General features: G+C 37.8%; 16 protein-coding genes. 2 read left to right on the top strand and 14 right to left on the bottom strand.

The features are described from left to right. The first annotated feature begins 12 nt into the window (after positions 1–12). On the top strand, positions 13–405 hold the full coding sequence (ytxJ, locus tag ACJJVM_RS01965) for a bacillithiol system redox-active protein YtxJ (RefSeq protein WP_021779014.1): 393 nt from the start codon (positions 13–15) through the stop codon (positions 403–405). On the opposite strand, the gene ACJJVM_RS01960 is transcribed toward ytxJ, so the two are convergent. From ACJJVM_RS01960 to uvrA, 14 genes are all read right to left on the bottom strand, one after another. Next, positions 402–551, bottom strand: a complete 150-nt coding sequence (locus ACJJVM_RS01960) for a hypothetical protein (protein WP_035324834.1) — start codon at positions 549–551, stop codon at positions 402–404. The two genes, ytxJ and ACJJVM_RS01960, sit on opposite strands and share 4 nt — an antisense overlap. A gap of 344 nt (positions 552–895) precedes the next feature. Beyond that, on the bottom strand, positions 896–1,021 hold the full coding sequence (locus tag ACJJVM_RS01955; RefSeq protein WP_262485470.1) for a hypothetical protein: 126 nt from the start codon (positions 1,019–1,021) through the stop codon (positions 896–898). 402 nt (positions 1,022–1,423) lie between these two features. Further along, a complete protein-coding gene (locus ACJJVM_RS01950; protein ID WP_405210623.1) occupies positions 1,424–3,904 on the bottom strand; it encodes a M56 family metallopeptidase in 2,481 nt (826 codons plus the stop codon). 4 nt (positions 3,905–3,908) lie between these two features. Next, positions 3,909–4,262 carry a BlaI/MecI/CopY family transcriptional regulator gene (locus tag ACJJVM_RS01945; RefSeq protein WP_405210622.1) on the bottom strand — a complete coding sequence of 118 codons (354 nt, stop codon included), beginning with the start codon at positions 4,260–4,262 and terminating at the stop codon, positions 3,909–3,911. Positions 4,263–4,477: 215 nt separating this feature from the next. Beyond that, positions 4,478–5,746 (bottom strand): amidohydrolase, encoded by a 1,269-nt coding sequence (locus ACJJVM_RS01940; RefSeq protein ID WP_405210621.1) that lies wholly within the window; start codon positions 5,744–5,746, stop codon positions 4,478–4,480. 150 nt (positions 5,747–5,896) lie between these two features. Next, the gene (locus tag ACJJVM_RS01935) at positions 5,897–7,345 is read right to left on the bottom strand and encodes a RagB/SusD family nutrient uptake outer membrane protein (RefSeq protein ID WP_298350409.1); all 1,449 of its coding nucleotides are present in this window, start codon (positions 7,343–7,345) and stop codon (positions 5,897–5,899) included. A 19-nt stretch (positions 7,346–7,364) separates the two neighbouring features. Further along, positions 7,365–10,355, bottom strand: a complete 2,991-nt coding sequence (locus ACJJVM_RS01930; protein ID WP_405210620.1) for a SusC/RagA family TonB-linked outer membrane protein — start codon at positions 10,353–10,355, stop codon at positions 7,365–7,367. Between the two features lie 350 nt (positions 10,356–10,705). Beyond that, positions 10,706–11,986 carry an amidohydrolase gene (locus ACJJVM_RS01925; RefSeq protein ID WP_405210618.1) on the bottom strand — a complete coding sequence of 427 codons (1,281 nt, stop codon included), beginning with the start codon at positions 11,984–11,986 and terminating at the stop codon, positions 10,706–10,708. Between the two features lie 47 nt (positions 11,987–12,033). Continuing rightward, positions 12,034–13,422, bottom strand: a complete 1,389-nt coding sequence (locus ACJJVM_RS01920) for a M28 family peptidase (RefSeq protein ID WP_405210617.1) — start codon at positions 13,420–13,422, stop codon at positions 12,034–12,036. A gap of 114 nt (positions 13,423–13,536) precedes the next feature. Continuing rightward, positions 13,537–14,331 carry a sugar-binding protein gene (locus tag ACJJVM_RS01915; protein WP_405210616.1) on the bottom strand — a complete coding sequence of 265 codons (795 nt, stop codon included), beginning with the start codon at positions 14,329–14,331 and terminating at the stop codon, positions 13,537–13,539. Between the two features lie 5 nt (positions 14,332–14,336). Further along, positions 14,337–15,116 carry a T9SS type A sorting domain-containing protein gene (locus tag ACJJVM_RS01910; RefSeq protein ID WP_405210615.1) on the bottom strand — a complete coding sequence of 260 codons (780 nt, stop codon included), beginning with the start codon at positions 15,114–15,116 and terminating at the stop codon, positions 14,337–14,339. Positions 15,117–15,153: 37 nt separating this feature from the next. After that, positions 15,154–16,017 carry a hypothetical protein gene (locus ACJJVM_RS01905; RefSeq protein WP_405210614.1) on the bottom strand — a complete coding sequence of 288 codons (864 nt, stop codon included), beginning with the start codon at positions 16,015–16,017 and terminating at the stop codon, positions 15,154–15,156. A gap of 48 nt (positions 16,018–16,065) precedes the next feature. Next, positions 16,066–16,908, bottom strand: a complete 843-nt coding sequence (locus tag ACJJVM_RS01900) for a hypothetical protein (protein ID WP_405210612.1) — start codon at positions 16,906–16,908, stop codon at positions 16,066–16,068. Between the two features lie 46 nt (positions 16,909–16,954). Further along, the gene (uvrA, locus tag ACJJVM_RS01895; protein WP_405210610.1) at positions 16,955–19,750 is read right to left on the bottom strand and encodes an excinuclease ABC subunit UvrA; all 2,796 of its coding nucleotides are present in this window, start codon (positions 19,748–19,750) and stop codon (positions 16,955–16,957) included. Positions 19,751–19,997: 247 nt separating this feature from the next. Here uvrA and ACJJVM_RS01890 point away from each other — a divergent pair, with 247 nt between their 5' ends. After that, positions 19,998–20,582 (top strand): RNA polymerase sigma factor, encoded by a 585-nt coding sequence (locus ACJJVM_RS01890; RefSeq protein ID WP_038600795.1) that lies wholly within the window; start codon positions 19,998–20,000, stop codon positions 20,580–20,582. The last annotated feature ends 16 nt before the right edge of the window (positions 20,583–20,598 follow it).

The following is a 20,598-nucleotide window of genomic DNA, read 5'->3' as shown; positions in this document are numbered from 1 at the left end:
GCATATTGAAGAATGGGAATATTTAATTCGATTTTTGGAGGAGATAAAGAACCTCAAGAGGAAAAAACACCAATGCCGTGGAAACAACTTACCACACTCGAGCAACTGGATCAAATCGCAAAAGATTCTGAAACGAAGCCACAGGCGATATTTAAGCACTCTACAACTTGCGGTATAAGCCGTATGGCAATACGCCAGCTAGAGGCACAATATGATATAGACCCAAACCAGCTAGATATTTATTACTTAGACCTCAAGGCGTACAGAGAAGTGTCTAATGAGGTGGGATATAAATTTCAGGTAATGCACCAAAGCCCGCAGATTATATTGATTAAGAATGGAACCGCTGTGTATTCTGACAGCCACGGAGCGATAAGCGCACAAGCACTTGCCGAAAAGATTTAACCTAACGCTTTTTTTGTCACCCACGTTCTATAGCCAATAATGGCAAGCTGAAACTTTGTGGCTTGTGTAAGGTCAAGACCACGTTTTGAATAGGAGGGAAGTACTGCCTTATTAACTTTGGCAAGAAATTTATAGAGTGTTTGCATACCGTCAAAAGTAGCTAAAAAACAAAGCCGTAACGCAATGCGTTACGGCTTTATTAGTTGGCTAATTCTGCTACGCGTTATGATAGTTAAGTAAAACTATGTACGTGTGCTTTTATGTGGTCCTTATGCGTCTAGCAGTTGGGTTGCTAGATGCGGTAGGAGGTGCAGGATATATTATCCTATTAGTATTTCTAAAATGGTAATGATTACTTGTGTCATAATGAATGGGTTTGGATTGAAAATGATTATTTAAAAAAATGATTGATGAATGAAAATTGATTGATGAATGATTGATTGATTGATGAATGTGATTAATTGACGAATGTGATTAATGATTACTATTATTACTTACCTAGTTGTAAAAAGGTCGTTACAATGTAAGAGATGCTAAGGCTTACCATAAAGATGGTATATAGACCTAATACTTTGTTTGTTTTTACTTGTTTCTGAGTGTGGACTGGCGTTTTCATAATAGTGAGATTTTGATTAGTAATTGTATCGTTGTTTGTTATTTATGAAGCAAAGAAGTCACCTTGAGCTCGATAAAACAAATAGAAAAGAAGTTTTTAATGAAATTAACAGCAATATTGTAACTAAAAAAACAACAACACTTTATATGTGTAATGCAATTATCTCCGATTGAGTTAGTAACTGTAACCTGTGCTGAATGATATTGCCGTATCTGTTAGTTTTGTAGAGGGTTTTTGACCTCTTTTGAAAATCTGTAGAGGAAAATGGGCTATAAATATGCTTAAAATGGTGTTTTCATCATTTTTGTCCAGTTTTTTACAAGAGACTCTTGTAAAAAACAGCACATAAAAAAAGTCCACTTTCTAATGGAAAGCGGACTTAAATACTAATTGAGGATATATTTAATAGGTGGTATCTATCTGAATTACTCCGTTCTTTCCTTTTTTACCATAAAGCTTAATTGCTTTCTCACCTTTATATATAGTAACACTCTTAATAAATGTAGGATCTAAGGCATCTATCATTTCTTTAGAAGCCTCTTTATCATTTATGTAATAGATTGCTTTATCAAGCCCACCACGTTTTATCATATCTTCTTCACGAGATAACGTCTTTGATTCTTCTTTACTTTTATCTTCTGCCGTGGACTCCTTGGCATTTACAAGTTCTTTATAGAGGGCATCACTCTCTTGTATCTGCACTCCCCATCTATTGTAAAATTTTCTTGATCTATCTGGGGTTTCTACATAGTAGTATGTGCCGTTTTCTAAAGTGACATAACCCGCTTTATTATTTTTAGCTGTTTTCTTAAGCTTTTTTCTTTTCGATTTAATACCCTCACGTTGCTCTTTCATTTGCATTTTCATACTATCACGTCTAGCCATTATGTACTGGCGCATAGAGTCGCTTTGTGCACGGCCTTGCAGGTTTCTACGTTCATCCATACGAGCGCGTAGTTCTTGCTTACGAACCGCCATACCTGCACGTAGGCTATCTCTATTGCTCAATAACGCCTTACGACGTTCTTCCATCTGAGCTCTCAAATTGTCATATGAAGCTTTTGAACCTTTATCCATATTTACATTACCCATACCCGTAAAACCATTTTCATCTTTATAGATGTAAATGTCATTAATAGGCTTAGGTGTTTGTAAGGTGTAGTTCTTATTATTACCCTTATCATCTATGAGATTAATTGCAATACTTGTAATCTCTTGACTCTTATTCCTTTTAATACCACTCACCTTGAGAGTAGCGTTGTGCTTTTCTCTCATTACTTTACTGAGTCCATCAATCTCCCAGTCTAATGTGTTTTTAGTAATGATATAGTTATAAGTTTCTTGTACTATTCGCGATACTACTCGTCTGGTGTCTGCCTTGGGACTGCTGTGTACAATGAGCGCACCGTCTTGTGCAATAGTTCCGTAGGCTTTGATAGCTTGGGCAGGAGGTAAGCTTGTGATACTATCACCTGTGACTCTTTTCTCTTTTTCTTCGCCCAGTACAACGTTATTATTCACAACTATAACGGGATTAGGTCCTAGTGCATCCTTTGTCGTATTATTTTCTTTAGCTGCTGTTTTTTCTGTATTTACAGCAACCTTCTCATCTGTGATGATTGTTTTATCTGGAGTGATGTTTATAAATGTGCCATCTTTTTGTTCCATTACAACAATCTCCTGTTCCGTATTAACCATTAGACTATAGCCTTCCCAAGAGGTATTTTCTTTTGCATTAAAAGAGAATTTATTGGTAAAAGCTTCTTGGTTTTCAAACTTCGCTTGTAGAAAGAAACCAGTAAGCGTGTTTTTTGCATTGAATTTTCTTTTGTTAAACTTAATGGCTACGTTCTCCCAGTGGTTTGATACATAGGCTTCTATTCGATCTAGTTTTGCCGGAGTGGTATTGCTATCTATAAAGAAAACATCTCTACCTTGATTTGCATAGGTGGTGTCTTTTTCCGCTTTCGCGAAAGCGGTATTATCCTCCTCCACATAATTAGTCACTTCTTTTACATTAAAAGAGTACATAAAGAGCGCAAGCACGGGAATGATAAGTGATAGCCTCCAAAGATTGTTTTTGTGGGATTGTGGTGTATTGATCATAACGATTCGTTTTTTGATAAATGATTGATAAAATTGATTAGTAAGTGCTGGGGCAAATGAGGGGGATGAGACCTGTACCAGCGTGCGTTGATATTGTTTTGGATTCTTAATTTCTTGTATAGCTTGGTGATCTGCTAGGTATTCTAGATTTTGCTCAAGACTGTTTTTATACAACCAGGCAAATGGGTTACACCATTGTACCACAAGCGTTATTTGAGATAAGAGCATATCTAGAGAGTGCCTTTGCTGTGCGTGCACTTTTTCGTGAGCGATAATCATCTCTAGTTCTTCTGGCGTGTGAAGCGCAGGATTGTAAACAATTTTTGAAAAGAAAGAAAACGGACTTATCGCTCTTGTAACTGCTACAAATGTATAGTGCCCTTTTGTACTGCGACTGCCAGATGCAATGAGCTGTCGTAAGGATATGTATTGCGCACAAAGCCTAAAGAGCATTATACAGATACCTATTATATATATTATGACAAGTACTTGCCACCAGTTTATAGCCTGTTCTACAGGTTGCGGTGCTACAGCGATGGGTGCAGTGTTTACTGAGCTTATATCCAAAGCGGGCATCACAAGCGCTTGCGAGGGTATAATCACCTCGATCTCACGTGTAAATTCTATAAAAGGAAGTGTGATAGCAGCAATGATACCGGCTATAAAGTAATGCCTTTTTGCGGTAAACAAGGTGTTTTTATAAAGTACGGTTAGGTAGATTACATAGAAGAGCCCGAGTATGGAGGCGCTTTTTGCAAGGAGTATGAGCGTTTCCATAAGCTTATTTTTCTTCTATGATTGCTAGTATTTCTCTAAGCTCATCTGCAGAGATCTTTTCTTCTTTGGCAAAAAAGGAAACCATATTCTTATACGAGTTACCAAAATACTTTTGACTAGTCGTCTCCATAAACTCCTTACGATAGGATTCTAAAGACACAGTAGGGAAGTACTGGTGTGTTTTTCCAAAGGCTTGGTATCCTACATATCCTTTATCTGCCAGATTTCTTATAATGGTAGAAACTGTATTATAATGATTCCCTTCTGGTAATGCGGCTACGACCTCTTTTACAAAGGCGCGCTCAAGCTTCCATAAAGCGTGCATAACCTGTTCTTCTTTATTTGTGAGTTTATCCATAAGAAACAATTTTATAATAGCGCTTTGCAAGCGATTGTATATTAGTGATTTGATTGATGATTCAAACATACAACGAAAAATATAGTTAAACAACTATTTTTATAGTTATATAACGAAATTTATAGTTTATGAGGGATTTGGGTATAAAAAAACCGTAAATAACTTATAACTATTTACGGTTTAATGTAGCTCAATCTATAATGCTAGAGTAGGGGTTATTGCCCTAGATAGTCTTGTGTCATTTGTACAAACGTTTTTACACCTAGAAGCATCCCACTTTCATCTATATAAAAATCTGGTGTGTGGTGCGGGAACGCCTCTGTGGTGCCTGGAGTTTTACCTCCTAAGAAGAAATAAAGCCCAGGAACTTCTTTCTGAAAGAATGAAAAGTCTTCTGCACCAGTAATTGCTTTTATCACGTGTACGTTTTCTTTACCAGCCGCCTTCTCTAGTGAAGGTACCATCTGGCTCGTAAGATTTTCATCATTATATGTAATAGGATACCCTTCAGGTATGGTAATGGTCGCTTCTGTGCGGTAAGCCGCAGCAATAGCCGGTACCATTTCCTTCATACGGTTATTAATATAGGTTTGCATATCATAATCTAGTGTACGTAATGTACCTACTATATGTGTTTCTTCTGGTATAATATTACTACGTACTCCCGCATTAATTTTACCTATAGATAATACTGCAGCCTCGTCTGTGAGTGGGATCTCACGTGATATGATGGTTTGTAAACCATCTATAATTTTTACGGCAGCCATAATAGGGTCACGACTAGTCCACGGGGTTGAGCCGTGACTTTGTTTTCCTTTTATATGTATCTCAAAGCTCTGTGAAGCCGCCATAATTCCGCCAGGCTTATAGGCTATGGTATTTACATCTTGCCCAGAACCTATGTGAAGGCCAAAAATGGCATCTACATCTGGGTTTTTGAGCACATTTTCTTTTACCATAAGCTCTGCACCACCTTCTTCGCCAGGAGGCGCACCTTCCTCGGCTGGTTGAAAGATGAATTTTACGGTTCCTGCAAAGTCATTATTTTTTGCAAGTATCTCTGCCACGCCCATAAGGATTGCGATGTGTGTATCGTGACCACAAGCGTGCATTACAGGCACGGCCTCACCACGATATTCTCCCATTGCTTCAGATTTAAACGGTAAGTCTGCACGTTCTTTTACGGGTAATCCATCTATATCTGCTCGTAGTGCGAGTACTTTTCCTTTACGCTTTCCTTCTAGTATGCCCACAACTCCAGTTTTGGCAACACCGGTTTGTACCTTCATCCCTAAGGATTTGAGGTGTGTGGCGATTTTTTCGGCAGTTTTAAACTCTCTGTTTCCTAGTTCTGGATTTTGATGAAAATCACGACGCCACTCTATGACCTTAGATTCTATATCATTAATTTGTTGCTCTAGATTGTTTTGCGCTTTCGCGAAAGCGAATACCAAAAAGGCTACTGCTGCGAGTTTTAGTTTCATAAGTATGATTTGCTGTTTAATAGTGCTTAATTTACAAATGATTTATGAAACAAGAGGTCATAATAAAGTGATAGTTTATAGAAAATAAGACATAAAAAAATCCCTAGTGGCTAGCTAGGGATTTAATACATCTAGTGGAATCTAAATGATTTAGTATCCTGGGTTTTGTTGTAGTTGAGATAACTCAATCTCTCTATTAGGAATAGGGAAGATTGTTTTATCTGCTCCAAATGCGCTCTCAACTTCGTTAGGCATTCCTGCTCTTCTTAAGTCAAGACCGTTTCTTAACAAGTCCATTCTACGTTGCCCTTCAAAGGCAAGTTCTTTACGACGCTCATTTAAAATATCGTCAAGTGTTACAGCTGTAAGTGCTACAAGACCTGCACGTGCTCTAAGTAGGTTGATATCTGTAAGTGGATCTGCACCTATAGATGAACCGTTTCTTAAGTTAGCCTCGGCTCTTGTAAGGTATGCTTCAGTAATTCTAAGTACTGGTGCGTTATCTGCATTGTTTATTCCATCAGGAAATTTTGCTGTAAATAAACGATCATTACCTGGCGCAGACTCTCCTATTTGTACAAGATCAGTATATCTAGCATCTGGTACTGGGTTACCTTCATCATCAAGAAGTGGGTTTCCATCTTCATCGATTTGGAATTCTTCAAGGTAAGCCGCAATTAGGTTATCGCTAAAAGGCGCATCACCACGACCAGTAGGAGCAGGGTTAGTAAGACCTGAGAATCCTTCTCCAGAATCTTGACCATCTGCAGAGGTGTTTACTAATGTAAATAAGTGCTCTGGTGATTGGTCATTAAAGAATTCATAATTCTCTGCTAGTTGGAAAGAACTGTTTATCGCATCGTTAGATAGGGTAGCAGCTTCTTCAAAACGCTCTTGGTATAAGTACAGACGTGCTAGTAACTGCTGTGCAGCTGCTTGCGTTGCTCTAGAGTTATCACTGTTAGTAAGTGCAGGAATTGCATCTACAAGATCAACTTCAATCTGAGTGTGAATCTCATTAAGTGTTGCTCTTTTTGGGAATAACTCCTCATCTGTTGCAGATGTAGGGTTAACTGGGTTAACCACTAATGGCACAGCAAGGTTTGTGCCACCACCTACTTGAAGTGGCTGTGCAAAAAGATCTGCTAGCTTAAAGTATACAAGCGCTCTCATAAACTTAGCCTGAGCTATAACATTTGCTCTACTTTCTTCTACAAAAGTTTCATCTGCAATTTCTGGTACGAAAGCAATGATTCTGTTTGCGGCATTAATTACCTCATAATTGTCATCATAGATTCCTTGAATAGAGGTGTTTGTAGATCTCGTGTCATAAGTTCTGATGTCATTAAATGTTGGGAAAGACCCTACAAAGTCAATGTTATCAGATTGCCATTCTGTAGCTAGGGCAGAAGTACCGTTAAGTACATCATCTTGCTGTGCAAGACTATAAACCCCTACTAGTGCACCATTTGCACCTGCTTCACTAGAGAATACTTGCTCAGGAGACTGATCGTCTTCTGGAAGTATATCTAAATCGTCCTCACAAGAGTAGAACCCTACGCTCAAAAGGAAAATAAGTGTGTATTTAAAAATTTTCATATTATTATTTGGTTTTATATTATAATTGGATCGTTGCTCCAAAGATGAAAGACTTTGATTGTGGTGGAGTAAAGAAAGTTTCTCCTTGTCCTAAAGCAGCACTAGTATCTGTAACCTCTGGGTCTATACCTTCTAAGTCACTTCCTTTTATAGTAATAAGGTTTGTTGCCGTAGCATATAACCTGATGTTTTTAAGGTGCTTAGTCTTTTCTAATACAGACTTAGGTATTGTATATCCTAATGTTATATTCTTAAATCTTAAGAAAGAACCATCTCTTAACTGTGCAGTAGATCTCTGTGCAAATGTGCTAAATGTTGGGCTGTCAAAAGCAGGTACAAAAGCATTGTCTCCTGGTTGTTGCCATACATCTAATAAAGCAGCTCTATTGTTAAATGATCCTGAAGCAGCGTTATCTGTAAAACGTAAACCGTCTACATAGATATCGTTACCAACACTAAAGTTAGTTAAAACGTTTAAGTCAAAGTTTTTGTACTTGAACGAGTTTGTAAGTCCTCCTACAAAGTCTGGGTTTGCATCTCCTGCAATAACTCTATCTGTAGATGGGTTAGGGTTTGTAGTTGCATTACCATCTGCATCTAGCCACTCTGCATCACCAGTTTGTGGGTTTACACCTTTGTAACGTACTAAGTAAAATGTGTTAATAGACTCACCTACAATAGCTCTTTGAGAAGCAGATCCAGCTATAAACTCTCTTCCTTCTGTATCAATAGATGCTCCTGGTAAAGAGATTACTTCGTTTGTATTGAAACCTATGTTAAGAGTTGTTGTCCATTTGAAATCACCATCTCTAAAGTTATTAGAAGTAAGACTAACATCAAAACCTCTGTTTTCAATCTCACCTACGTTACGAGCAATAGTATTATTTGTACCTGCTGCAGTAGAGATAGGAAGTGGAAGGTTTAAGATAAGGTCATCTGTTCTCTTCTTGTAATAATCAACACTAAAAGAAAGTCTGTTGTTAAACAGGTCTCCTGCTAGTCCAATATCAAAAGCTTTAGAACGTTCCCATTTTAAATCTGGGTTTGGTGCAGAAACAGGAGCAAGACCAGCTTGATCATTGTACTGTCCAAAAGTACCACCACTGTAAAGCGCTAGAGACTGGAAGTTACCTATACGATCGTTACCTGTTGTACCGAAACTTGCTCTAAGTTTAAGGTTATTAATCCAAGAGCTATCTTCTAAGAATTTTTCTTCAGAAAGGTTCCAAGCACCACCTAGTGCGAAGAATGTACCAAAACGGTTATCTTCTCCAAAACGTGATGATCCATCACGACGTAAAGAACCTTCAAGAACGTATTTACTGTCATATGCATAGTTAACACGTGCAAAGTAACCTACAAGGCTGTTTGCCGTAGCACTAGATGTAGTCGTAGTCTTTTGTGCAGCAGACTCAATGTTTAAACTAGAATCACTAGCAAAACCTGTACCTGCAACCGCAATAGTTCTAATTGTATTCTCTTCATAAGAGATACCTGCTACTGCTCCTAAATCGTGCTTATCTCCGAAAGTAGTATCGTAGTTAAGTGTGTTAGTAAGGATGTAACGGTTGTCTTGAGCATAAAAGTTAGATCCTGTTCCTCCTGGTGAGTTAAGTTCAAAAGAACGTTGCTGCTCTTCAACAAGAACTCTATCTATACCAAAGCGAGAGTTAAAAGATAATCCATCCATTAAAGAAACCTTTGCAGATACGTTACCTGTAGTTCTTGTTACGTCAGAATTATTGATATCAAGTGATTCAATTGCAATTGTGTTTGCAATAAAACCAGTGTTTACCAGGTTTCCATTCTCATCTCTAGGTTCTACCCACGGACGGATTAAGTAAGCAGAAGTAAGTGGAGCAAACGTACTGTTTTCTGCACCTACACGGTCAAACTCATTTCTTGTTATCCCTATGTTTGCACCTATTTCTAACCAATCTGTTGCAGTGTGGTTAATGTTTAAACGACCAGCACGTCTTTTTAAATCATTACCAATGATAAATCCTTCTTCATCTTTAAAGTTAGTACTGATGTAAAAAGAAGTTTTCTCACTACCACCACTTACAGATGCATCTATATTATTTGAAATACCCGTTCTAGTAACACCATCTACCCAGTCAAAACTTCCTTGAGGAAGATCTGCAGGATTATCTATTCCAAAATAGTTTGCATCTACAGCATATTGTCTAAACTGATCTGCATTCATCATTTGAAAAGTGTCTGTAGACTCACTGATTCCTGTACTAACGTTTAAAGTAACAGTAGTCTGTCCTCCTTTAGAACCAGATTTTGTTGTCACAATTACAACACCATTAGATCCACGTGAACCGTAGATAGCAGTTGCCGAAGCATCTTTTAATACAGAGATAGACTCTATATCATTTGGGTTAATGTTTGCTAGTGGGTTAAGACCTTGGTTTGCACCTTGGTTAGATGTAAGATCTGTGTCGTTAAGTGGTACACCGTCTACAACAAATAGTGGTCTAGATCCAGATGATACTGAAGCGACACCTCTAATTTTAATAGTAGGAGCTGCTCCCAGTACTCCAGAAGATTGTACAACCTGTACACCTGCTGCTTGACCTTGTAGTAACTCTTGTGGAGAGTTTGCCGGGATATCTTTAATAGCATCCTGACCAATTACAGATACAGATTGAACATTTTTCTTTTTTGTTTGTGATCCAAAAGCTACAATAACGACCTCATCCAGTGCATTATCTTCTTCTAGTGTCACATTAATAATAGACTGATTTCCTACAGGAATAGAAACTTCTTTAAAGCCTACATAGCTAAAAATTAATACATCTGTTGATGATGCTTCTATAGAGAAGTTTCCATCAAAATCAGTTTGGGTACCCGTAGTGGTACCTTGAATTAAAACACTGGCTCCTGGTAGCGGGCCATTTTGTTCTTTCACTGTACCTGTAATTGTTTTCTGAGCAAAAGTGACTTGCGCCATAAAGCCTAGAAGAGCCAAAAACAGATACTTTTGGATAATAGTTTTTTTCATTTATGTATGTTTTTAATGATGCGATAAAATTATTCATTTGGCCTAATCGTTAAGAATGTCACATCACAATTAACCTAAGTTTATCATAAATTTAAGAATTCACATTTTATGTTAATTTTTCTTACAAAAATCCTTTAACATTTATAATTGATTGAAAATCTATCAAGTAGGAATTTTCTTAACATTTTCAAGTTTATTTTTTAATAAATGTTTAACAAAAATCGCTCTTAAAGTTTACCTTAAGGTAACATTGCTCTTAACATATATTTATGATAATTATATCTTAATTAAAACCAAAAAAGCGCCTCTTCACAAGGAAGAGACGCTCTTTAAATCGTGTTTTGTTTAACTTATTTCGAAAGGTAATCTACTGTAAGCTGACTAAGGGCTTTTACACCTAGCTGAAATCCGCTTTCATCTATATAGAAATCTGGCGTGTGATGCGGAAAAGCTTCTTTGTTTCCAGGAGTCATTCCGCCTAAAAAGAAATAGAATCCAGGCACTTTTTCTTGAAAGAAAGAGAAATCTTCACCACCAGTAACTGCTTTCTGTAATTTTACATTTTCGGCACCGCTTACTTTTTGAAGTGTTGGTAATGATTGCGCCGTAAGATCCAGGTCATTATAGGTTACCACAGTCATATTTTGCCATTCAATTTCTGCCTCACCACCGTAAGCCTTTGCAATGTCGCGTGCCATCTCATTCATACGTCTTATGATTTTCTCACGCATATTTGGATCAAGCGTACGTACAGTACCTATCATTTCTGCACTTTCTGGTATGATATTAAAGCGTAATCCAGAAGTTATCTTACCCACAGTTATTACGGCAGCCTCTTCTGTTAAGTTACTCTCACGAGAGATAATACTTTGAAAACCGTCTATAATTTGAGCAGAGATAAGAATAGGGTCTACACCAGACCACGGCTGGCTACCGTGTGATTGCTTTCCTTTTACTTTTACAACAAAGCGCTCTGTTGCGGCCATAGTCCCTCCAGGTTTATATCGTATAGTTCCCGCCGGGGTAGCGCTATTAATATGTAACCCAAAAATGGCATCTACCTGAGGATTTTGTAATACACCTTCCTTCACCATAAGTTTTGCACCTCCTTCTTCACCTGGTGGTGGTCCCTCTTCTGCAGGTTGAAAGACAAACTTTACAGAACCTTTTATTTTATCCTTATTCTTAGCCAGTACTTCTGCAACACCCATAAGTATAGCCGTGTGAGTATCGTGACCACAAGCGTGCATTACACCAGTTTCGGCACCTAGGAACGTAGTGGTAACATTAGATTTAAAAGGAAGATCATTACGCTCTGTAACTGGTAATGCATCTATATCTGCTCGCAGTGCAACCACTTTGCCCGGTAAGTCTCCTTTTAAAAGTCCTACAACACCAGTCTTTGCTACACCGGTTTGTACTTCTATACCCAGTGATTTCAAGTGTTTGGCTATTTTTTCGGCGGTTTTAAACTCTCTGTTTCCTAGTTCAGGGTTTTGATGAAAGTCTCTGCGCCATTCTATTACTTTATCTTTTACTGCAGCGATGTCTTGATCAAAAGAGGTTTGCGCTTTCGCGAAAGCGGAAACTAAAATAGTCCCTACAATGCATAAGGTTTTTGTGTATTTCATATAGTTGTTATTAAGCAGACCCACATTTGAGTCTATATGGTATTAGGTTAATCTCTTATAATAGTGCTAGGGAATGCTACTGGACTCTCGTGACCATCTTTACCTACAGCAGCTACACCAAAGAAAAAGTTATCTATCACAATACCTTTAAGAGTGGCACTTGTACCACTTGTAATAAGTCTTGAGTTATCCCAAGTAGGAGAGGTGGTGTCTCTCCAGTACACTTTATAAGCTACTGCGCCCTCTACGGCATCCCACTGTAAACGTGCATTTGCCTCAACAATACCACCTATACCTACATTACTAGGAGTAGGAGGCGCCCAGGCGATGCTTGCAAGGTTTAAGGCATTTACGGCTGTAAGTTTTGCATTATATGGGAAGTTTACGTGCTCAAAAGTATCTCCATAATTGATTCCATTTTCTGTACGTATGTCTTGGTGTTGCTGTGTATAATTTTCGTGTGCTTCCATTATACGTATTCCAGCAAAACCAGCATCGTTAAAAGGTCTGTGGTGACCACCACGACCAAAACGATCTAGTCTATAAATCATCATAGGGTTCATCTCTGGCATATACGTCTTTGTGGTTTTGTAAATAAAACGAGCTAGTTGTCTTGATATACCATCTACCTCACCGCCATAAAAACGTCTTGCGTTGCGCTGTCTCTCTGTCTCAGTAGGAGGGACTGGCTCAGAAAATATTCTAAAGGTTCTATTATCTATTACCCCATCTACACCTTCTATATTACCTATCATATCATTGTTCATAATACCTATAATCTCCCAGCCTTGCTCTTTTGCGTAAGCTGCGAGCCCTTTTCCTCCAAAGAGTCCTTGCTCTTCTCCAGAGAGGCCTACATATATGATACTGTTTTCAAAAGTATATTTTGATAATACTCTTGCCGCTTCTAGTGTACCAGCCATACCGCTCGCATTATCATTTGCCCCAGGAGCGTCATCTGTATAATTTGTAGGATCAGAAATTCTACTATCTATATCACCGCTCATTAGTATGTAACGGTTAGGGTACTTGCTGCCTTTTTGTACGGCTACAACATTTACTACTTCTACATCCTTTACAATACGAGGGTTTGTACCTTTTTTTACTAAATCACTCTGGTAAAAAACATCTAGACAGTTATTACAAGCTTGAGATGTTTTTTCAAATTCACTTTTTATCCATCTTCTAGCGGCGCCTATGCCGCGAGTGTTTGAAACGGTATCACTTAAGGTGTGCCTTGTTCCAAAATCTGCAAGTTTTTTTACATCTGCCCGTAATCTGTCTTCAGATACGGCATCTATGATATCATAGATTCTTGTATCTGTTTGCGCTACACTTGTACCTATAGAAAGGCAAAATGTAAAAGCAGTAAGTACAGAGGTAGTGATGAGTTGTTTTGGATTTGGAATGTGTAGGGTGGGTAAATTTCTTAACATTGATATAAAGTATAAATTTTTGTTTTAAAGATAGTAAAGAATGTGTTGATGTGTAGACCGCTTTCGCGAAAGCGTGTATATAAACCTTACAGCTGAATTACAGCAACCGAAGATTTACTCCACGAGCTCAATAGTGCCAAAAATACCTGCGTCTATCCAGCCTCTGTTTTTATCTTCACCTGGCACAGCTACAGAGCCTATAAAGTTTTCTCGCTCTTCACTTGCATCATTATCACAATAGGCTAGGGCAAAGCCCATTTTTTTATTAGGTGCTAGTATTTTTTGCTCGTTCACACCACCATCTTTATAAGTAGCATCATAGATGGTCATCTTACACTCCCACAGCATCGTATTTTCTCCTACACTTGTAGTTTTAGATTGTACGTGGCTATTGTATAATGTAGGTGTTTTACCTGGAGCAACATCTACCACATTGCCGTCTAGAGCTACGTGATATGCAAAGGCATTGTGGGTAAACTGGTGACCACCACCAGAGTTGTCTTCATCTATAAAAATCTCTAGGCAGTCATCATCCCACCATAGGGTGAGTGGGTCTTTTTCTTTATCATAAATTACGTCATCTGTAATTTCTGCAAGTATATATAAGGCCTCTGGAGTCCAAGCAAGTTTGTAACGACCAGCGAAGTCTTGTGCAGTATAATCATCTCCTAGCCATTTTTGATCTAATTGTTGCCAGCTCACACTATTCCATATGGGATCATCTGCCTTTCCGTCCAGCTCTGGTGCAATAGTGGCCTTTTGAACTTGTAGTAACTGGTGGTCTATCTTATTATTAGGTATCTCGCTTGTATCTTCAACAAGGTCTGAAGATGGGGATACAGTTGTTGTAGATTCTTTACAGCTCGATAATGCGAGTGTGAGTAAACAGATGGTTAATAGGTGTTTCATTAATATTATAGTTTGTTGATTTTTTGAGTAATAATACCAGAGCTTGTAAAGACTTTTACAAAATAGATTCCGGACGGTGTGGCACTAAATGTTACAGGTGATAGAGTAGCCTGCGAGACTATTAATTTTCCTGTGATATTGTAGATTTCGAGTTTCTGAACGGCTGTGCCTGGAGCGCTTATATGTAGCGTCTCGCGTACTGGGTTAGGGTAGATTACTATATCATTTTGTGTGGTAACTTCTTCTATATCTAGAGTTCCTGAAACTACAAATCTAAGCGTAGCCTGAGAGTTAGGTCCTGTTTGATTAAGCCAGAAGGTATAAGTTCCGGTAGGTAGTGGTGGGGTAAAGCCTGTGCCTAGTTGCCCAATTTGTGGTAGTAAATCTGTATCTAGATTACCGCCACCGTACGTCATACCTCCTAGTAAATCACTTGCCGTTGTAGTCATTGCATCTGTTGTAAACGCATTGCCTTCTTGCAAGCCTATAAATGCCTCATTATTGGTGCCCTCTGCGGTATATCCGTCAAGAACAAGTTGATCTAGCTGTAAATCTGGAGGTAATGTAATCGTGATATAATCTATATCACGAGGATTACCCTGTTGGTCTGCTGTAATGCTATTATCTCCTACCTCGAGAATAAAAGGACCACTAGGAGCGTCAAATTGGTCTGAGAGGTCACCGTCAGTCCCCTCATTATAAGTAAAGCCTTGAGCAGTGACAATTACAGATGTGAGTATGAATGTCATACTCAAAATAAGCTGCCTATTCATTTTTGTCTTCATTGCGCTCTTGTTTTTCATCTTTATGATAGATAAATGATTACTCAGATTTTGGTTGTGAGATTGTAGATACAATAGCAATCTGATTACCACTAGGCGCAATAGCAAACCGTGTGATGTCTTGTAGCGCAGTATCTTTAAAACTATGGAAGACCTTCCACGCGTTTTTGTTTTTTACAAAAATGGTATTCCCCTTTGCCGCAAGTAATCGACCATCTGGTAGCCAGTTTATATCTTCTACGCCCTCATCTAGCGGTATTATGTTTTTTATCTTTTTTGTAGCTGGGTCAATAGATTTTACCATCCAGGGTTGTGAAGTTTTGTCTATAAAACTTACCAGATGAGTATCAGGTATTTTATGAAAAGATCTACCTACTGCTATCTTCAGGTCTTCTGTTTTTTTACTATCTAAGTGATGAATTACTAGATGTAAATTATCTTTAACAATATCTGCTCCTACAATGGTATTCTTGTCAAACCAAGTATAGTAAGCCACTACCGCATCTTTAACTAGGGTAGGAGTTTCTGTTTTTCTAGGTAGGTAGTGATATAAACGCTGTAAGCCATCTGGATCTAGACGCACTGCAGAGATTCCTCGTGTACCCATCATAAACTGCGGAGAGTATTCTCCTCCTTGAGTGCTTATGTTAAACTGTTTTGAAGTGCCTCTCGTATACTGTATGATTTCTGTTTGCCCTTCAAGAGTACCAGCATAAATAATCACATTATCTGCCAGAAATTGTGGCTGGCTGTCATAGCCTTTATTTTGACTAATGTTTTTTTTGTTGTTAAGCACAGGTTTTTCTTGCGTGGCATCGATATCAAATAGAAAAATCTCTGTATTAGATTGTGACCTCACAAACGTAATTGAAAACAGAAGTAACAGTAGTAATAGGTTTTTCATAATTAAACGTGTTGATGGTTTTTGTTACGTTTTCGCGAAAGCGTGATACTACATTTCTCGAGGTTTTGTTGAGTCATAATCACTATCTAGATCATCTGTCTCATAAATACTATCACTAGCATAAGTCGTTGATGACGAATCATAACTTGTTTTATTTTTATTTGATCTCAGATCGTGAGGTTCAAGGCTGTTATATGAAGAGCTAGTAGCACTAGATGAAGATAAATAGGTGGTTCCTGTCATTTTATTCCAGGCGGGAACTCCTAAAAAATCACTTAGTGTTACAGCATCTGTTTCAATACTCTTTCTGTGGCCGTGATCAACAATATTATAACGGCTACCATCTTCAAATACAAGGTTAATCTCATAGCTGGTGTAAGAGCTTTTATCACCACGCACACGCTCTGGTAAAATTTGTAAAGCCTTTATCGTGTCTAGCTTGAAATTATGTGCATCTTCTTGCACAGCTAGGCTTGTTACTTCTTTCTTTTTACTTCTATGAAAATAGCCTGATGACTTATTAAATGTAATTGTAGTATTGAATTTTTTAATTATAAAGATCCCTACACCAATAAAAATAAGAGGGATTAGTACAAAAATTAACGCTTCTACCTTAAAGCCTGTTTTAATAATAGTTGTAGTTCCTACAAGGATAAATACTATAGGGAAAATAATAAATAGTGCACCAAGTATTTTTCCAAAAGAGGAGGCTTTATATTGAAGTTCGCTATCAGAGATTTTTACTAAGCTTTTGGTCTTGAAGTTTGCGCCACCGCCAGCCTTAGGTGACCAACTAACCTTACTGGCAAGCTCATCATTAAATACACCAGGATCAAAAGCTGTAGTTTTTGTAGCTTGAACGAGGTTTTTTATAAAATTAGAAAGTCCCATTGTACTAAAATAGGACTTTCGGAGGTAATATCTAATTAGTAGATGCTTAGAGTTTTTCCTTTAAGTATGTACCGGTAAATGATTTCTTATTTTTTGCAACTTCTTCTGGTGTTCCGGCCGCTACGAGTTTTCCTCCATTTTTACCACCTTCTGGTCCCATATCGATAACATAGTCTGCACATTTCACAAGGTCCATATTATGCTCTACAACAATGATAGAGTGACCTTTTTCAATAAGAGCCTCAAAAGAAGCTAGGAGCTTTTTTATATCGTGAAAGTGAAGTCCCGTAGTAGGTTCATCAAAAATGAATAGCGTCTTGTCCTTTGTAGTTCCTTTTACGAGAAAGCTTGCAAGCTTTATACGTTGTGCCTCACCACCAGAGAGGGTAGAAGAGCTTTGTCCTAAAGTTACATATCCTAGGCCTACATCTTGAAGTGGCTTTAATTTACGTGTTATTTTTGCCTCATTATGTTCTGTGAAAAATGACACCGCATCGTCAATAGTCATCGTGAGGATATCGTCTATATTTTTACCATTAAAAGCTACCTCAAGCACTTCTTTTTTAAATCTCTTGCCTTTACACGTCTCACATACAAGATGCACATCTGCCATAAATTGCATCTCTATAGTTACCTCGCCTTCACCTTTGCAAGTCTCACAGCGACCACCATCTACATTAAAAGAAAAGTGCTTTGCTTTATAATTTCTTATTTTACTAAGTTTCTGACTTTCAAATAGTTTTCTAATATCATCGTAAGCTTTGATATAAGTTACCGGATTTGATCTAGAAGACCTTCCTATTGGGTTTTGATCTACATACTCTATGGTTTTTATGTTATCATAATTACCGGTGAGTTTTGTAAACTGTCCTGCTTTCTCACCATAACCTCCTATTGCTTTAAGCATAGCAGGGTAGAGAATCTTACGCACAAGTGTAGACTTACCACTTCCAGAAACACCTGTAACAGCCGTAAAAACTCCTAGAGGAAAACGGACATCTACATTTTTAAGATTATTTTCTCGAGCACCTATAACCTCTGCATAGTATTTTGAAGTTTTACGCTTTTTAGGTACCTCTATTTCTAATGTTCCATTCAGATATCCTGCCGTGAGTGACTCACTTTTAAGAATATCATCATAGTCACCTACTGCAACTACGTCACCCCCAAAGGTTCCTGCTTCAGGGCCTATATCTATTATGAAGTCTGCTTGTTTCATAATATCCTCATCGTGCTCTACTACGATGACTGTGTTGCCTAAATCTCTTAGAGACTTAAGGACCTCTATGAGTTTTTCTGTATCTCTAGGGTGTAAACCTATGCTAGGTTCATCAAGAATATACATAGAGCCTACAAGGCTACTACCTAATGATGTGGCGAGGTTAATACGTTGTGACTCACCACCAGAGAGAGTATTAGATTTTCTATTAAGTGTGAGATAGTTGAGTCCTACTTTTTGTAAAAACTGTAACCTACTTTTTATTTCTGTAAGTAATCGCTTTGCTACCGTAGTATCATATTCATTAAGCGTTAATCCATTAAAAAAGTCTTCTACTTCGTTAAGTGGTAACTCTACAAGGTCTACAATGTTTTTTCCTCCTATCTTCACGTAAGTTGCCTCTGGGCGCAGGCGTTTACCTTTACAGGTATTACATTTTGTCTTACCGCGGTAGCGAGAGAGCATCACCCGGTTTTGTATTTTATAAGCTTTAGACTCTAAGAATTTAAAGAACTTGTTGAGTCCGTCAAAGTGTGTATTACCTTCCCAAACAAGCTGCTGCTGTTCTTGCGTGAGTTCAAACCAAGGTTTGTGTATAGGGAAGTCAAACTTATATGCACGATTAACTAGCTGGTCTCTGTAATGACTCATACTATCACCTCTCCAAGGAAAAATAGCATTCTCATACACAGAGAGTGCCGTGTTAGGCACTACAAGATCTTCATCTATACCTATTACATCACCATAGCCCTCACAAGTAGGGCAGGCACCATAAGGATTGTTAAAAGAAAATAAATGTACGTTAGGCTCTAAGAATGACATTCCATCTAGCTCAAACTTATTTGAGAACTGGCGCCGTGAGCCGTCTTCCATTTTTTCTATAAAGAGCGTTCCTTTACCTTCAAAAAACGCCGTTTGTATAGCGTCTGAGAGACGATTTACAAAATCTTCATCTTCTGGATTTGTGATGATACGGTCTACCACAAGTAGGATGTCTTTCGCTTTAAGCTTAGAACCTATTTCGGCTACTTCATCTAGGCGTTTTACTTCTCCCTTTACTTGTATACGAGCATATCCTTGTTGTAAAAGGGCTTGAAGTTTTGATTCAATTTTTCTTCCTTTTTCTAAGTGAATAGGAGCGAGGAGCAGGAGTTTTTCTCTTTTGGTGAAAGCCAAAATATACTTTACCACATCTGTAACGGTATCCTTTTTTACTTCATTGCCAGACACAGGCGAGTAGGTCTTGCCTATACGGGCAAAAAGTAATTTGAGATAATCATAAATCTCTGTAGAGGTACCTACGGTAGATCTAGGATTTGTGCTGTTTACCTTTTGCTCAATAGCAATAGCAGGAGCAATACCTTTTATATAGTCTACCTTAGGTTTATCTAGCCTGCCTAAAAACTGTCTGGCATATGATGATAAACTTTCTACATAGCGACGCTGTCCTTCGGCATAGAGTGTGTCAAAGGCTAATGATGATTTACCAGATCCAGAGAGCCCTGTGATGACCACAAGTTTGTTTCTAGGGATAACAGCATTAATATTTTTGAGATTGTGGAGTTTGGCACCCTTAATGATAATATTCTTCTTAGGATTTACATCCTCAACGTCTATAAGCATCGCAATTCTTTAGATATCTAACAAAGATACCGAAAGTGTAGTGCTATTAAAACCGAGTAAAGACGGGTTTTAAGATGTTTTGATTAAAATATTGTGTAAATACCCTATTTTTTAAGAAAGGTTAACATAATTATTATATATTTACCGTTATAAACACAAAAACAAACTGCGTATAGCATAATACTACTTTATAAAATTTTGGGCTAGAATGGAGGTTCTAGCAATTTTAATCTACAAAGTGGTACTTATGAAAAGTGTTTTAATTACAGATGCTACGCTCGTTAGCAATTACATCAAAGGAGACGAAAAATCATTGGCTATGCTTATCGCAAGGCATAAGCAGCGTATATATAGTTTTATATACTCAAAGGTGTATGACCGCGATATCTCTGAAGATATTTTTCAAGATACTTTTATTAAAGTCATTAAAACGCTCAAAAAAGGAAAGTACAATGAAGAGGGTAAATTTTTACCTTGGGTAATGCGTATCGCTCACAATCTAGTGATAGACCACTTTAGACGTAATAACCGTATGCCTAAATTTGATAACACAGGTGAGTTTTCAATATTTTCTGTACTAAGTGATAATAGTCTTAATGCTGAGAAGCAAATGGTACGTGATCAAGTAAACAGAGATGTAAAACGCATCATTGAAGAGCTACCAGAAGATCAAAAGGAAGTACTTAAAATGCGTATTTACCAAGAGATGAGTTTTAAAGAAATCTCAGAGCGCACGGGAGTGAGTATTAATACTGCACTGGGTAGAATGCGTTATGCATTGATCAATTTGAGAAAAGTGATTGATACAAATAACATAGTTTTAACAAATTAACATAATAAGCCATACT

Origin of the sequence: Dokdonia sp. Asnod2-E02 (genome assembly GCF_045063915.1) — a bacterium.
Taxonomy (GTDB): domain Bacteria; phylum Bacteroidota; class Bacteroidia; order Flavobacteriales; family Flavobacteriaceae; genus Dokdonia.
Note: the sequence above shows the minus strand (reverse complement) of the source record. Positions and strands in the feature narration are given on the sequence as shown.